Below are 14647 nucleotides of genomic sequence, written 5' to 3'. Positions count from 1 at the left end.
CTCACCTGCCCCCGTCGCTGCCATGCGCCTCAGTTCTCCGTGTCCTCACTGCCGTCCGCCTTCTTGGCCGACGGCTGTGACCGTGCGGATTTCGCAGGCCTGGCGGCCGGCTTCTTCGCCGTCCTGGCCGGCTGGGACGGCTTGCGGCCCCGGGCCGGCTTGGCGGGCTCCTTCGCCTCGGTCCTGGCAACGGCCTTCGTCGGCGCGCCGGCGGACTCCGCGGCCGTCCGCGAGGGCTGGACCGACTCGTCAGGCACCGCCTCGGGCGACGGCGCCCCCGGCGCCCCGAACGGCAGCACCCGTACCTCCGGCCGTTCCACCGGCTTCGCCGGCACCGGCGTCTCGCGCCCGTCGATGAGGACCAGGACCGCCTGGTAGACGACGGACAGCGTGTACGGCGTCTGGTGGAGCATCCCCCACAGCTTGGACGTCTCGTCGACGTCCATCACCGTCGGCGTGAACCGCACCCGCTGTACCGCATCGGCCAGGTCGCTCCCGCTCAAGTGCGGCCGCTGACCGGCGAGTTCGATGATGTCCCTGGGCAGTACGGGTATCTCGTGCAGGGTGCGCACCACCGAGCCGATCAGGCGCTGCCCGACCAGTTCCGCCTCCTCGCCGTACGCGCTGATCAGGTAGTGCAGGTCGAGCGCGGCGGCCGGTCGCCGGACCAGCGTTCCGTCGGACGCCCGGGCGGGCAGGTCGTTGTTGCGCTGCGAGGTGTTCGGCGTGACCTGGTACAGGAACACCGTGATGGTCGGCTCGAGAGGCGGGTCGGCCGGCGGCTTGCGCGGCTCGACCTTCACCGCGATGTCGATGTCCGGCGGCAGATGGGCCTCGATCAGCAGGGCGAGGGCCTGGGTGACGTGGGCGAGGGCAAGTGCGTTGCTCATGGCGTCGGTTCCTCGGTCCCTCTCGTCGTCCTGGTCCTTCTCGTCGTACGGCTGCCGTGCCGTCGCGTGTCACTCACTCGCGTCCCCTGGCCAGATAGTCCGCCAGGCTGACCGCGGCCCGGGGGCGCTCCGCGTCCCGTGGCCGGGGCCTGTCGGCACCGCCCTGCGGCGCGCCGCCCGCGGTGACCTCCAGCCGCCCGATCTGCACCTGCACCACCTGCTCGGCCGGGCGCCCGGGACGGCGGGCCGCGGCCTGCCGGACGGCGTCCCGTGCGGCCGCCGTGTCCGCCGCGCTGGGGAGCAGCGGGGCGGACACGGCGGCGGGGGAAGCGGCGTCCGTACCAGGGGGGGTGGGCACGGACGCCGCGTTCGTGGGGGCCGCCCGCTCGGTACGGCCCCGGCCCGCCGCGCGGCGGGCGGTGTCGGGGACCGGCCGCAGCACGGGGCCCGTGGGGGTGACGGGACGCAGCAGCGGCCCTTCGTTCTCGGCGGGCCGGGCCGGCCGGAGTGCGGGCTCGTCGGGTGCCGGGGCCTGCTCGGTCCGTACGACCGTCCGCTCCCGTTCCGTACGGACGACCTCGCGGGCCGCCGGGCGCGTCCCGTCCGGCCGGGCGACGGCGGCCGGGGCGGCGACGGGCCACAGCGGTTCGGTGCCGTCCGGGTCCGCCGCGGCGGCCCGTACCGCCTCGACGCGCTCGAACGGGCCGGCCAGCCGCGGCCGTACGCGCACCACTCCGGGCCGCCGCGCGGCGGGCGCCGCGTGCCGGGCGAGCAGCCGGTCGAGGAAGTCGGGCTCCGGCCGCCCTTGCGAGGTGGAGTCAGGCATCCGCACACAGCTCCAGGTAGTAACGGCGCCGCAGCGGGCTGAGCGCCAGGATCTCCGGCTCGCTCCAGCCGTACGCGGTGGCGAGCAGATGGACGTCGAGCAGGAGGTCCCGGGCCCAGGCGTCCAGTTCGGTCCACAGGTAGGAGGCGATGTCCAGCTCGGCCCGGGTGGGCTCCCCGCATTCGGGGCAGGCGATGCTGAGCGTGACGTCGGCCCCCGGGTCGGCGGCCTGGGCCGCCTCGGCGATCCGCCGCTGTACGGCGACGGGCAGCGTGTCCGCGGACACGGACTCCCCCTCGCGTACGGCGCTCACCACACACCGCGCCAGTAGCACGCCACGCGGGTCGGCCGCCCGGGCCGCCGCCGTCAGGTCGGCGACGCCGGGCACCCGGAACTCGACCTCCCAGCCGTCCTCGGCGACCCGCACCAGCGGATCGCCCCGGTCGGCCAGGGTGCGGGCGAACTCCCCGGCGTCCAGCTCGAACTCCATGTCCGCGCCGCACGCCGAGCAGTCCAGACGCACCTGCATCCGCTCCCCGAACAGGGCCCGGCGCAGGGCGAACAGATCCGCCTCCCGCTCCCCCACCGGAAGCGACAGCAGCGCCTGCCGGTCACCGCCCAGATCCGGCCGGGCAGCCCTGTGCAACAACAGCGCGCGCCCGGCCGGCTCCTGGGCCAACCCGGTCTCCCAGGTGGCCAGAACGTCGACCGCCTGTGTGATGGCCATGCCTCCCCCACTACGTGCCCCATAGGGGCGCGGGGAACTGCGCGACCAGCCCCCCACGAACCCGCAGACGAACAACAACCCGACGGCGCTTCCCCAGCGGAGCGCTACGCCGGGTTAAGGAACGACGGCTCCTCTGGTTCGGGAACCTCGTAGTCCCGCTCCCAGCCCTCGCACTCGAGCTTCAGCGACTGGATGGCCACCGCGTTGGCGTTGGCGTCCAGTTCGCCGAGGACCTGGTACTCACTCGGCCAGGTCCGGTACAGCTTGTGCGAGACGGCGACCTGGCCGGCCTCGTTGAGGACCTGGATCACGATGTCCTTGCGGAAGTCCGCGAGGGACACCTCGGAGCCGAGGCCCGCGCCGACCTGCCAGACCTTGTTGGCCCAGCGGTCGAACTCGGGGTCGTGCGTGACGCCGCGCTCCAGGGTGATGCCCTCGAACTCGGAGCGGCCCGGCGACTTGCGCGGGGACGAGGGGTCGCCGCCGTGGCGGTGCTTGACGACCTCGGTGGTCCGCTTCAGCGGACTGATCTTGCTGATGCCCGCGACCGTCCGACCGTCCCACAGGACCAGGAACTTGAAGTTCTTGTACGGGTCGAAACGATGGGCGTTGACCGTGAACTCTGCCATCGAAATGTCCTCAGGGATTCCTTGGAGCGTTCCTTAGAGCGCGAACTGTCCGGACGTCTGCTGGATCTTGACGACCACGAACTCGGCCGGGCGGACCGGCGCGATGCCGACCAGGACGTTGACGATGCCGTTCTCGATGTCCTCGTCGGTCGTGGTGTCGCTGTCGCACTTGACGAAGTAGGCCTCGCGCGGTGTGCCGCCCTTGAAGGCGCCCTGGCGGAAGAGCGTGTGCAGGTAGGAGGAGGCGCTGAGGCGGATCTGCTGCCACAGGTTCTCGTCGTTGGGCTCGAACACCACCCACTGCAGGCCCCGCTGGAGGCTCTCCTCGACGTGCAGGGCCAGCCGCCGCACCGGCACGTACTTCCACTCGCTGTCGAGGGCGTCGGAACCCTCCATCGTGCGTGCGCCCCAGACGACCGGGCCGGTCACCGGGAACGTCCGCAGGACGTTGACGCCGAGCGGGTTGAGCAGGCCGGTCTCGCGGTCGGTCAGGTTGACCGTGAGCGAGTGCACGCCCGCGAGCCGCGCCTCGGTGCCGGCCGGGGCCTTCCACACGCCGCGCTCGGCGTCCGTACGGGCGATGACGCCGGCGACGGCGCCGGACGGCGGGAAGGAGCGCAGCCGGCCGGTGAGCGGGTCGGTGAGCTGGAGGTGCGGGAAGTACAGGCCCGCGTGGTTGCCGCGGACGGCGTCGAACGCGGCGAGCCCGGCTCGGGCGGTGTCCACGCTGACCCAGGTGCTCGGCGCGTCGACCAGCAGGAAGATCCGCCGCTCCTGGCACAGCCGCTGGGCGGCCGAGACGACGGTGACGGCGTCCTCCGCCTTCTCGTACGCGGCGAGTTCGGGCAGCACGAGCAGGTTGACGTCGGCGACACCGCGCAGCGCCTGGATACCGGACTTGTCGGCCTCGGACCCGATGAGGTCGCGCGGGCCGGGCGCCTCGCCGTCCTCGCCGCCCTCCAGCGGGAAGACCGGCGGGTTGACGGAGGCCTCGAGGCCGAGGTCGTTGGCGCACTCGCCGAGGAAGCGGACGACGTCCTCGGGGTCGGTGGAACCGGCCACGACCTGGACGCGCCGGCCGAAGGCGGTGACCTCGGCGCCGGCGAAGGCGTGCTTGCCGGGCGCGTCGGGCAGGGCACGCAGCTTGCGCTCCAGCAGCAGCGCCAGCTCGGCGACAGAAGACGGGGCCTCTCCGTCGCAGTCGGGGTCGTAGAGCGTGAACTCCCGCTCGACGTCGCCGATCTTGACGGTGAGGTCCACGGCGAGGTCGGGCAGCTCGTGCCCGAACGGCTTGGAGACGGTGCCGGACGGGTCGGGCCGGCCCTCGCCGACCGCCTCGACGCGGATCAGCCGGGAGCCGGCGTTGACGACGGTCTGCGCGTACCGGCCGCTGGACGGGTCGGCGGACAGACCGGTGAAGCTCTCGCGGGCCTCGCCCTTGGCGTCGTGGACGCGCAGGTTGAAGGTCTCCTCGGGGCAGGGCGTGTCGTAGTCGACGGCGACCCGCAGGCCGTTGCCCCACACGCCGGGTTCCTTGGCGTGCACCTTGAGGACGTCGCACTCGCTGTGGCCCTCGGTGGACTCCAGCGTGACACAGGCGGCCTGGCCGCTGCCGGCCTTGGCGACCCGGACGATCACGGCGACGGTGCCGCCGTTGCCGAAGAACTGGTGAACGGCGTAGCCGACGGCGCTCTGGGCGCTCAGGCCTCCGAAGCGGCGCTCGAACTCCGTGAAGCTGGTGACGCGCACCGGCTCGTTCAGCGGACCGCGGCGGGTGTGGCCCACGAAGGCGGTCACCGAAGTGGTCAGGGTCGAGATGGTGCGGGTGCTGCTGGGAAGCTCTTCGACGTAGACACCGGGATACGTCGGCTTGGCGGCGCTCACTGCACTCATCGGCATTCCCCCTCCTAATCCCTGTCTCGGGCACCGGATGACGGCACCAAGAGACGGTGAGGGAGGGACGTTCGGGCCGGGCGCGAGGAACTGCCCCCCGAGCGTCGGCGGTGGGCACGCGCACCTCATCAGTTCCCCCGTCAGTACCCGTGCGGTTCGGTCGCACAGGTCAAGCAGCGCGCTTGTGACTCCTGATGCTCAAGTGCTCAATCCACCTTGATGCGTTCGGAGTTGACCGAACAAGACAGGTTCTGGCCAGCACGCTGGAAGGTTTTGTGAAGGCAAACTTCCCTGATTCGCACATCCTGCCCGCGTGCCCTCGTGGACTGGCCCACACTTCGCACACAGGGGGTGTGAAGGCCGGTGGCGGGCATGCCTTCGGGGCCGCGCATTTCCGGCGACGACACCCCATCCGCCCAGCGCACTCCCCGAGTTCTCCCCGAGTCGTTCATCGGCCAGTGGCCGGTTTCGTATGGGCGGCATGGACGCGTCCGGAGTTGACCGCGGCCTTACGTGTTGCGTCTTCGAGTGCCCTGTTTCGACCGGGACATGCCCGACCCAAACGCCAGGCCGCGCCACCCCTTCCGGCGCCTAGAAATATCTACGAGCATGACTGGGCCGGACCGGCACCGCGGATCTCCCGGATCCCCGTGGGCCACCGGCCCGAGTCCCGCGTGCGTCCTTCGCGGCGCGCCGACTGTGCCTGGGGTGGCCATGCAGAGCGTCATGTGGAAGCAAGCCGTCGAGTGGCTCGCCGCGGCCGCCACGGACCCCCAGGAGTGCAAGCGGGAGTGGGACTACGGCGCGGGCACGGTTCTCGTGGAGGCCGGGCGCTACTGGGACGTGCTGAGCGTTCCCGACCGGCTCGGCCTGCTCGCCCTGGACTACCTGTGGCGCGATCCGGTGAAGGTGCCGGGCCCCACCCTCGTGGACTGCACGGCGCGCAGAGTGGGCTTCTTCCTGCCGCCCGACCCCGTCAGCGAGTGGGTGGGGTTCGGGGTCCGGCACGTCGGCCGTGGTTCCTGGGTCGCCGTACCACCGCCGTACCGGCCCGCCGGCCGCCTGGAGTGGCTCGTCCCACCGGACGGCACCGGCGCCCTGCACTCCCCCGGCACACTCGAGTCGGCCCTGCGCGAGGCCACGGGCACCCTCGCGGTCCTGGCACCGGTCAGCGCGGAGCCGGTGGCCCCTGAGGGCTGGTGAGACGGACGGCGGCGGGAGCGGCCAGTGTTCCCGCAATCCGATCGGCGATCAGGCCTGTGTGGCGGCCGGGGGCCGGCGGTGCGCCGGCAGTGCCGGCCGGGCCTGAGGGCCGACCGGCAGCCGGGTGGGCACCGCCAGGGACGACCGGGCCTGTGGGCCGACCGGCAGCCGGGTGGGCACCGCCAGGGACGACCGGGCCTGTGTGCCGACCGGCAGCCGGATTGGCGCCGCCAGGGACGACCGGGCCTGTGGGCCGACCGGCAGCCGGATTGGCGCCGCCAGGGACGACCGGGCCTGTGTGCCGACCGGCAGCCGGGTGGGCACCGCCAGGGACGACCGGGCCTGTGTGCCGACCGGCAGCCGGGTGGGCACCGCCAGGGACGACCGGGCCTGTGTGCCGGCCGGCAGCCGGGTGGGCACCGCCAGGGACGACCGGGCCCAGGTGCGGGCCGGTGTTCCACGCGGGGACGGCGGTCCAGGTCTCGCTCTCGGTCGGCGCGGCGAAGGAGACCCACTGGCCGTCACGGTGCTCCGGGGTGGTGTGACCCCTGGCCTCCCACTCGGCGACCAGCGCCGCGTAGATCGGCGGATGGCCCGAGTATCCGCTGGTGAGTTCGGCGTACGGCCGGGACGCGGCGTCGTTCCCGAGCAGGCGCCACGCCGTCGCAGTGCTGTCCATGCCAGGGCAACGCGACGCCGCGCGCCGGTGGTACGCGGCCGGGACGCCGTCCGTCGGGTCGAGTGAACCCGTCACCCGAACGGCGGCACGCGGGGTCCGGACAAACATCCAGTCAGGCGGTCGCTCGTTCAGAGCAGAGCCACTTCCCGGCCGGTCATGCGAAACCCCGGACCCCGGTCCGCCGGTTTCCTCGACCGGGCCCGGCGCATCCGGTAACACTGACCTCACGCCGAGAACCGGTACGACGGCTACGACGGCAGGGAGAGGCCATGTCACAGCGCCCTGACCTCCGGCAGCGCAGGACCGTGCTGGAGCACGAGTGGTCCCACTGGGTACCGCGGCTGAGCGTCCCCGGCACGCGGCCGGGCGGCAGCGCGGCGCTGCGCCACGAGGTGACCGAGTCCTGGGCGCGCTCACTGGGCAGTGTGGACCCCGGCCGGGACAGCGCCCCGGTCACCGACGGCGGCCCGGTGCACCAGCGCTGGACGTCCTCACCGCTGTACCGGCCGGTCTCCGGCCTCGCCGGCGAACTGCACAGCATCGCCGAGGACGCCGGTTTCGTCACGGCGGTCACCGACGAGTCCGGCACCATCCTGTGGACCTGCGGCGGCCCGACCATGCGCCGCAAGGCCGAGCGGGTCAACTTCGCGCCGGGCGGCCGGTGGGACGAGCAGGCCATGGGCACCAACGCCCTGTCCCTCGCACTGCGTACCGGCCGCCCCAGCTCCGTCTTCTCGGCCGAGCACCTGGTGTCGGCCCTGCACGGCTGGGTCTGCTACTGCGCCCCCGTGCACGGCCCGGACGGCCGGGTCCTCGGCGTTCTGGACCTGTCCACCACCTGGGACCGCTCGCACCCCCTGGCCATGTCCACCGTGCGGACGCTGGTGTCCACCATCGAGGCCCGCCTCTCCACGGAACACGACCGCCCGGGCCGGCCGAGCCGGGCGAGTCGGCTGCGGCTCACCTGCCTGGGCGCCGAACAGGCTGTACAGGACGTGTCCGGCGAACGTCACCTCACCCTGCGCCCCCGCCAGTTGGAGATCCTCACCCTGCTCGCGCTCGAACCCGACGGCTACTCCCCGGAACGGCTGCGCGCCGCCCTGTACGGCGACCGGCCGGTCACCGCGTCCACCTTCAAGGCCGAGATCTCCCATCTGCGCCGCGCCCTCGGCGGCGGCATCGCCCCTCGCCGCTACGCCCTGACGGTCCCGGTGTCCTGCGACGCCGCCGACGTCCTGCGCGCACTGGAACAGGGCGACACGGACACCGCCCTGCGCCGCTACGGCGGTCCGCTGCTGCCCCGTTCCGAGGCGCCCGGCATCGAGGAGTGGCGCACTCGCATCGAAGTGGCCGTACGCGAGTCCGTCCTGGCGAGCACCCGCCCGGACCACGCCCTGCGCTACGGCGAACGGGCCCCGTACGACGCGGAGATCCACGAACACGCACTGCGTCTGCTCGGCCCGGACGACACCCGCCGCGCGATCGCCGCGGGCCGGCTGACCACGGCCCTGCGCGACTGAGCCTGCGCGCGGCGGCCGGTCCCGCGGCGCCAACCTTGCGCCAACCTCGCGGGAGCACAGTGAAGGGCGTCACTTGTCACCGCCCTTCACCGCCCTTCACCGAGGAGAGCCGCCATGGTGTACGCGCAGCCAGGAACCGACGGCAGCATCGTCAACTTCGCCCGGCGCTACGACAACTTCATCGGCGGTGACTTCGTCGCCCCGGTCGAGGGCCGCTACTTCGAGAACCCGAGCCCCGTGACCGGCAAGGTCTTCTGCGAGGTGGCCCGCTCTTCCGCCGCCGACGTCGGCCTCGCCCTGGACGCGGCGCACCGGGCTGCCGACAAGTGGGGCCGCACGTCCACCGCGGAACGCGCGGGCGTCCTCAACAGGATCGCGGACCGTCTGGAAGAACACCTGGAGAAGATCGCGGTCGCCGAGACCTGGGAGAACGGCAAGCCGGTCCGCGAGACCCTGGCCGCCGACATTCCGCTGGCCGTCGACCACTTCCGGTACTTCGCCGGTGTCGTCCGCGCGCAGGAGGGCAGCATCGCGGAGATCGACGCCGACACGGTCGCGTACCACTTCCACGAGCCGCTGGGCGTGGTCGGCCAGATCATCCCGTGGAACTTCCCGATCCTGATGGCCACATGGAAGCTGGCGCCGGCCCTCGCGGCGGGCAACTGCGTCGTCATCAAGCCGGCCGAACAGACCCCGGTCAGCCTGCTCTACGTCATGGAACTGATCGCGGACCTGCTGCCCCCGGGTGTGGTCAACGTCGTGAACGGCTTCGGCGTCGAGGCGGGCAAGCCGCTGGCCTCCAGCCCGCGCGTGGCGAAGGTGGCGTTCACCGGGGAGACGACGACCGGCCGCCTGATCATGCAGTACGCGAGCGAGAACATCATCCCGGTCACGCTGGAACTGGGCGGCAAGAGCCCGAACATCTTCCTGCCCGACGTCATGGACGCGGACGACGACTTCCTGGACAAGGCCGTAGAGGGCTTCGTGATGTTCGCCCTCAACCAGGGCGAGGTGTGCACCTGCCCGTCCCGCGCCCTGATCCACTCCTCCATCTACGAGGACTTCATGGCCCGTTGCGTCGCACGCACACAGGCGATCGTCGGCGGCGACCCGCTGGACCCGGACACCATGATCGGCGCGCAGGCGAGCAACGACCAGTACGAGAAGATCCTCTCCTACCTCGACATCGGCAGGAAGGAAGGGGCCGAGGTCGTCACGGGCGGCAACCCCCGCGCGGTCCCCGGCCTCGAGGGCGGCTACTACATCGAGCCGACGATCTTCCGCGGCAGCAACGACATGCGGATCTTCCAGGAGGAGATCTTCGGCCCGGTCGTCTCGGTCACGACCTACGACTCCGTCGACGAGGCCCTCAAACTCGCCAACGACACCCTGTACGGCCTGGGCGCCGGCGTCTGGACCCGCGACGGCAACACGGCCTACCGCCTGGGCCGCGAGATCAAGGCGGGCCGGGTCTGGACCAACTGCTACCACGCTTACCCGGCGCACGCGGCGTTCGGCGGCTACAAGAAGTCGGGGATCGGCCGCGAGACGCACAAGATGATGCTGGACCACTATCAGCAGACGAAGAACCTGCTGGTGTCGTACTCGCCGAAGAAGCTGGGCTTCTTCTAGAGGACACATGAAAGGGCGCCTGACCTGACCTTCCACCCAGTCGGGCGCCTCGCGCTCGGCCCCTTCAACACGCTCTTCCGGACCAGTCACGGACCAAAACCCCGGCCTACGTGCAGGATCCTCGCGTCGGGGACTCAGGGCGCCGCCGTACTCGGCGCGGTCCTTGCCGACGAGTTCGCAGATTCCGACTACCTGCGCCACTGGCTCGCTCTCTCCACCGCGGCGACGAATCCCGCCCACCCGACACACGAGTACTCGTAGGGCGAGTGGGCCTCCCAGAACGGCGACGCCGACCCCTGGAGCGGCGCCTTCGCCGAGCACGCTCTTCCACGACCCGGTCGGCACGCCGCCCCTCAAGGGCCGTGCCGCGTCCACGACTTCGCCGTCTCCGTCCTCACGAGTTTCAGCCCCATCGTCGGGCTGACCCCGACCGAGGCGCACACCCTGGACCAGGTCAGTCGCCACGCGGGGGGTGGAGCCGCTGAGCTGGCTATGGGGGGAGCCGGCGGCGGACGCCCGGCCGGGTCTACGCGTGGCGGGGACCTTGTTCGCCCAGCCCGTCCCGTTGCGGCTGGGCGGTGTCCTTGCCTGCGGTGGCGGGGCGGGGGGTGGACTGGGCGTACCAGCTGGCGAGGATGCGCAGTTTTTCGAGGTCGTCGTCAGTCTTGCCGGCGTAGACGAAGAGGATCTGGTCAGGGTCGCCGGGCAGGGAGAGGGCTTCGTAGGTGATGTCGAGGCGCCCGACGACGGGGTGGTTGAACCGTTTGGTGCCCCAGGTGCGTTCGATGACGGTCCGCTCGGCCCACCAAGTGCGGAACTCGGAGGATATCGAACGTAGTTCGGCGACGAATTCGGCGATCTGCGGGTCGTGGGGGTTGCGGCCGGCCTCGGCGCGCAGCACGCCGACGACTTCGGAGGTGACCTGAGCCCAGTCGAGGTAGAGGGAGCGGGCGGCGGGGTCGAGGAGCATCCAGCGCAGCAGGTTGCGCTCGTCGGGCGGGCGGTGGTTGAACGGGGTGAACAGCGCGTCTAGAAGGTCGTTGGAGGCCAGGACCTCGTTGCGGCGGCCGAGGACGAAGGCGGGCTGGTCGTGCAGTCCGTTCAGCATGCGCAGCAGATCGGGCCGCACCTGCTGGGGCGGCGCCTGCTGGGCGCTGCGGCGGGGGTGGGGGCGCAGCAGGTCGCGCAGGTACTGGGTCTCTGCTTGCGTGAGCTTCAGGGCCTCGGCGATGGAGAGGATGACCCCTTCGGAGGCGCTGGTGAGCCGCCCCTGTTCCAGGCGGGTGTAGTAGTCCACGCTGACACCGGCGAGCTGCGCGACCTCTTCGCGACGCAGGCCGGGTACTCGCCGGCCCGGGTAGTTCGCCAGGCCGACCTGGGAGGGGCGGACCGCGTCACGCCGGGTGCGCAGGAACTTCTTGATCTCCTCGGCATGGTTCGCCATGAGAACCAGTCTTGCCCGGCTTGCGGCTGCGATCCACCGGGGTGGGGGGGAAGGTTTTTCCCCGGCAGCAATGGCCCCCACAGGTGGCTTGGCCCTCGGCTCCACGGCGTGCATGAATGGTGGGGCGGCCATCGCAGTGACCTTCAACAGGTCCGCGGCCCGCCTGCCGTGTGTGAGGCACAGGCCGGGGCGGGCGCCGCTTCACCCTGTACGTAGCACCTCTGTCGCCGGAACCCCGTTGTGATCGCCGTAGGAGGGGTGCGTCCGTTCTGAGGAAGATCCGCTTCATGACTGCTCAGCAGAAGGTCTGGTTCATCACCGGCTGCTCGACCGGCTTCGGCCGCGCTCTGGCCCAGGAGGTTCTCGCCGTCGGCCACCAGGCGGTCGTCACCGCCCGCAACGTCGCTCAGATCAAGGATCTTGTCGAGGGCAACGACCAGGCGCTCGCCCTGCCCCTCGACGTCACCGACGCCGCGCAGGTCAAGGAGGCCGTCGACGCTTCCGAGAGGCACTTCGGCGGCATCGATGTGCTGGTCAACAACGCCGGCATCGGCTATTTCGCCGCCGTCGAGGAGAGCACCGACGAAGAGATCCGCCGGATCTTCGACATCAACGTCTTCGGCCTGTCCGACGTCATCCGCGCCGTCCTGCCGGGCATGCGCGCACGCCGCGCGGGAACGATCGTGAACTTCTCCTCCATCGGAGGACTGCGCGCCTTCCCGGCCGTCGGCTACTACGCCGCCACCAAGTTCGCCGTCGAGGGCCTGACCGACGCCCTGCGCCAGGAGGTCGCACCGCTGGGCATCACCACGCTGCTCGTCGAGCCCGGCCCCTTCCGCACCGACTGGGCCGGCCGTTCCGCCAACGAGACGCTGCCCGAGCGGGAGATCGCCGACTACGCCGACACGGTCGGCGCGGCCCGTGCCGCGTTCCGCGCGGACACCGGCAAGGAGCCCGGCGACCCCCACGCCGCCGCCCGGGCGATCATCACCGCCCTCGCCGCCGACGCCCACCCCCAGCGCCTGCCGCTGGGTGCCCCGGCGTACACCATGGCGATCGAGCATCTGGAGTCGATGCTCGCCGAGATCCGGGCGAACGAGGCACTGACGAGGTCGGCCGACTTCGACGCCCCCGCCGCCTGACCCCAGCCTGGAGGGCCGGCCGGTGACGGCGGCGCCTGGCCCGTCACCGGCCGGCACCTAAGGCAGCCCGCGGTTTTGGCCAGCCCTGGCCGGAGCCTGGGCCCCCAGCGTCTTCTCCAGCACTTCCTGCCCTCCTCGCGCACGGCAGTGAAGGAGAGGGAGGCAATGCACACCGCTTTCCCCGCCGATGCGGCGCTCACGGCATGTCCCCACATCGTGGTGACGGCCTGACCTGACACCCACCTCAGCGGACAACCACCTGCGGCCGACTGCCCCGCATCAGGCCCTCCGCCTCCCGCACCCCTACGACGAAAGGCACCCCAGGATGAACGCGCACGCCGCAGCGGCCACCGTCACCGACCACGGCAGTGTCCAGATCAGCCACGGCCGTGCCTGGATCGACCAGGACGCCGGGGTCCGCATCGGCTACACCCTCGCCCAACCGTCCCCTCTGCCCGAGGCCGAGGCGTCGAAGGCGGTGCTGCTCATCCACGGCGCCCCGCAGACCCGGCATGCCTGGCGCAAGGTACTCGCCCCGCTCGCACAGGCCGGCTACCGCGTCATCGCCCCCGACTACCGTGGCGCCGGCGCGTCGACCAAGCCCCGCGACGGCTACGACAAGTGGACGATGGCCGCGGACCTGCACACCCTCATTCACGAGCACCTCGGAGTTCAGGGGCCCGTCTCCGTCGTCGGCCACGACCTCGGCTCGATGCTGGCGTTCGGCTACGCCCTGCGCTTCCGCGACGACGTCGTCAGCCTCACCACCATGGAAGCCCCGCTGCCCGGCACGCACTACTACGAGCAGCGCAAGGTCGCCAAGAGCGCCTGGCACTTCGACTTCCACGCCAACCCCGACATCGCCGTCTACCTCACCCACGGCCGGGAACGCTGGTACATCACGCGGTTCTTCGACGACCTGACCTACCAGCCCGACGCCATCACGGACGCCGATGTGGACGTCTACGCCCGCGCCTTCCAGGCCCCCGGCGCGATGCGCGCCCTGTGCGAGATCTACCGGGAACTCGACCACGACGCCCAGATCCACCGCGATGCCATCGCCTCCGGCGGCAAACTCACCGTCCCCGTGCTCGCCTCCGGCGGCGCCACCCAGGCACTCGCCGCCAACTATCTGGCCATGTGCGAGGAGATCGCCGACCACGTCACCGGCCACCTCGTCGAGCAGTCCGGCCACTGGGTGCCCGAGGAGAACCCGGGAGAGTTCGTGCGCATGTTCCTCGACTTCGACACCCGCACACGCACCGCCTGATCACCGCTCACGCCAAGGAGAGAGCCACCATGGCAGACAGCCACGACACCCGCCTTCAGGGCCGCGTCAGCGTCATCACCGGTGCGTCCTCGGGCATCGGCGCGGCCAGCGCCCGGGCCCTGGCCGCGCGCGGCGCCCGTGTCGTCCTCGCCGCCCGCAACGCCGACAAGCTCAACAACCTGGTCACCGAGATCCGCGACGCCGGCGGCACCGCGACCGCCCGCATCACCGATGTCACCCGCCTGGACGACGTCGATGGTCTGATGGAGTTCGCGGCAAGTGAGTACGGTCCCGTCGACCACCTGGTCAACAACGCCGGCCTGATGCTCTTCTCCAAGTGGTCCGACCGTGCCGTCGACGACTGGGACAAGATGATCGACACCAACGTCCGCGGCTACCTGCATGCCATCAGCGCCGTCCTGCCCGGCATGATCTCCCGACGGTCCGGCCACATCCTCAACCTCAGCTCGGTGGCCGGCATCCGCGTCGGGGACGCCAGCGGCGTCTACAGCGCCACCAAGTTCTTCATCCGTGGCATCACCGACAGCCTCCGCCAGGAAGTCGGCATCACCCACGGCATCCAGGTCTCCATGATCAGCCCCGGCGTCATCGACACCGGCTGGGCCGACAAGGTCTCCAACAGCGAGGGCAAGCAGATCGCGAAGAACCTCAACCAGGGTGCCATCCACCCCGACCGGGTGGCCGACGCCGCCGTCTACGCCCTCGACCAGCCCTCCGACGTCGCCGTCAACGACATCGTCATCCACCCCACCCGCCAGGAGTGGTAAACCC

13 protein-coding genes are annotated in these 14647 nt (G+C 71.4%); 6 read left to right on the top strand and 7 right to left on the bottom strand.

Going from position 1 to position 14647, the window contains the following annotated elements; genetic code table 11:
* Positions 1-29: 29 nt before the first annotated feature.
* From AC07DF_RS18025 to AC07DF_RS18005, 5 genes are all read right to left on the bottom strand, one after another.
* Positions 30-890, bottom strand: a complete 861-nt coding sequence (locus AC07DF_RS18025; RefSeq protein WP_478971750.1) for a Pvc16 family protein — start codon at positions 888-890, stop codon at positions 30-32.
* A gap of 73 nt (positions 891-963) precedes the next feature.
* The gene (locus AC07DF_RS18020) at positions 964-1716 is read right to left on the bottom strand and encodes a hypothetical protein (RefSeq protein ID WP_478971748.1); all 753 of its coding nucleotides are present in this window, start codon (positions 1714-1716) and stop codon (positions 964-966) included.
* Entirely contained in the window at positions 1709-2443 is a 735-nt protein-coding gene (locus AC07DF_RS18015; protein ID WP_478971746.1) for a T4 family baseplate hub assembly chaperone, read from the bottom strand. The genes AC07DF_RS18020 and AC07DF_RS18015 overlap by 8 nt, the downstream gene beginning before the upstream one ends.
* 104 nt (positions 2444-2547) lie before the next feature.
* On the bottom strand, positions 2548-3072 hold the full coding sequence (locus AC07DF_RS18010) for a phage tail protein (RefSeq protein ID WP_004003113.1): 525 nt from the start codon (positions 3070-3072) through the stop codon (positions 2548-2550).
* A gap of 33 nt (positions 3073-3105) precedes the next feature.
* Positions 3106-4971, bottom strand: a complete 1866-nt coding sequence (locus AC07DF_RS18005; protein WP_478971743.1) for a phage tail sheath subtilisin-like domain-containing protein — start codon at positions 4969-4971, stop codon at positions 3106-3108.
* 708 nt (positions 4972-5679) lie between these two features.
* On the opposite strand from AC07DF_RS18005, the gene AC07DF_RS18000 reads away from it, so the two are divergent.
* Positions 5680-6168 carry a hypothetical protein gene (locus tag AC07DF_RS18000; RefSeq protein ID WP_478972723.1) on the top strand — a complete coding sequence of 163 codons (489 nt, stop codon included), beginning with the start codon at positions 5680-5682 and terminating at the stop codon, positions 6166-6168.
* A gap of 48 nt (positions 6169-6216) precedes the next feature.
* Here the strand turns inward: AC07DF_RS18000 and AC07DF_RS17995 are convergent, their stop codons facing one another.
* Entirely contained in the window at positions 6217-6588 is a 372-nt protein-coding gene (locus AC07DF_RS17995) for a hypothetical protein (protein ID WP_478971741.1), read from the bottom strand.
* Positions 6589-7116: 528 nt separating this feature from the next.
* Between AC07DF_RS17995 and AC07DF_RS17990 the strand changes: the two genes are divergently transcribed.
* Both AC07DF_RS17990 and adh read left to right on the top strand, forming a co-directional pair.
* Positions 7117-8367 carry a transcriptional regulator gene (locus AC07DF_RS17990; RefSeq protein ID WP_478971739.1) on the top strand — a complete coding sequence of 417 codons (1251 nt, stop codon included), beginning with the start codon at positions 7117-7119 and terminating at the stop codon, positions 8365-8367.
* Between the two features lie 114 nt (positions 8368-8481).
* On the top strand, positions 8482-9999 hold the full coding sequence (adh, locus tag AC07DF_RS17985) for an aldehyde dehydrogenase (protein ID WP_478971737.1): 1518 nt from the start codon (positions 8482-8484) through the stop codon (positions 9997-9999).
* Positions 10000-10525: 526 nt separating this feature from the next.
* Here the strand turns inward: adh and AC07DF_RS17980 are convergent.
* Entirely contained in the window at positions 10526-11443 is a 918-nt protein-coding gene (locus tag AC07DF_RS17980; RefSeq protein ID WP_478971735.1) for a helix-turn-helix transcriptional regulator, read from the bottom strand.
* Between the two features lie 287 nt (positions 11444-11730).
* On the opposite strand from AC07DF_RS17980, the gene AC07DF_RS17975 reads away from it, so the two are divergent.
* From AC07DF_RS17975 to AC07DF_RS17965, 3 genes are all read left to right on the top strand, one after another.
* Positions 11731-12585, top strand: coding sequence for an oxidoreductase (locus tag AC07DF_RS17975; RefSeq protein ID WP_478971733.1), 855 nt, complete (start codon positions 11731-11733; stop codon positions 12583-12585).
* Between the two features lie 325 nt (positions 12586-12910).
* Positions 12911-13855, top strand: coding sequence for an alpha/beta fold hydrolase (locus tag AC07DF_RS17970; RefSeq protein WP_478971731.1), 945 nt, complete (start codon positions 12911-12913; stop codon positions 13853-13855).
* Between the two features lie 29 nt (positions 13856-13884).
* Positions 13885-14643 (top strand): SDR family oxidoreductase, encoded by a 759-nt coding sequence (locus AC07DF_RS17965; protein WP_478971729.1) that lies wholly within the window; start codon positions 13885-13887, stop codon positions 14641-14643.
* Positions 14644-14647: the final 4 nt, after the last annotated feature.

It is taken from the genome of Streptomyces sp. NPDC044719 (genome assembly GCF_056433405.1).
This window is presented reverse-complemented; position numbering and strand designations above follow the sequence as displayed.

Coding starts and splice junctions, on each gene's coding strand:
- AC07DF_RS18025 (WP_478971750.1), bottom strand. CDS start 890: ATGAGCAACGCACTTGCCCTCGCCCACGTCACCCAGGCCCTCGCCCTG.
- AC07DF_RS18020 (WP_478971748.1), bottom strand. CDS start 1,716: ATGCCTGACTCCACCTCGCAAGGGCGGCCGGAGCCCGACTTCCTCGAC.
- AC07DF_RS18015 (WP_478971746.1), bottom strand. CDS start 2,443: ATGGCCATCACACAGGCGGTCGACGTTCTGGCCACCTGGGAGACCGGG.
- AC07DF_RS18010 (WP_004003113.1), bottom strand. CDS start 3,072: ATGGCAGAGTTCACGGTCAACGCCCATCGTTTCGACCCGTACAAGAAC.
- AC07DF_RS18005 (WP_478971743.1), bottom strand. CDS start 4,971: ATGCCGATGAGTGCAGTGAGCGCCGCCAAGCCGACGTATCCCGGTGTC.
- AC07DF_RS18000 (WP_478972723.1), top strand. CDS start 5,680: ATGCAGAGCGTCATGTGGAAGCAAGCCGTCGAGTGGCTCGCCGCGGCC.
- AC07DF_RS17990 (WP_478971739.1), top strand. CDS start 7,117: ATGTCACAGCGCCCTGACCTCCGGCAGCGCAGGACCGTGCTGGAGCAC.
- adh (WP_478971737.1), top strand. CDS start 8,482: ATGGTGTACGCGCAGCCAGGAACCGACGGCAGCATCGTCAACTTCGCC.
- AC07DF_RS17980 (WP_478971735.1), bottom strand. CDS start 11,443: ATGGCGAACCATGCCGAGGAGATCAAGAAGTTCCTGCGCACCCGGCGT.
- AC07DF_RS17975 (WP_478971733.1), top strand. CDS start 11,731: ATGACTGCTCAGCAGAAGGTCTGGTTCATCACCGGCTGCTCGACCGGC.
- AC07DF_RS17970 (WP_478971731.1), top strand. CDS start 12,911: ATGAACGCGCACGCCGCAGCGGCCACCGTCACCGACCACGGCAGTGTC.
- AC07DF_RS17965 (WP_478971729.1), top strand. CDS start 13,885: ATGGCAGACAGCCACGACACCCGCCTTCAGGGCCGCGTCAGCGTCATC.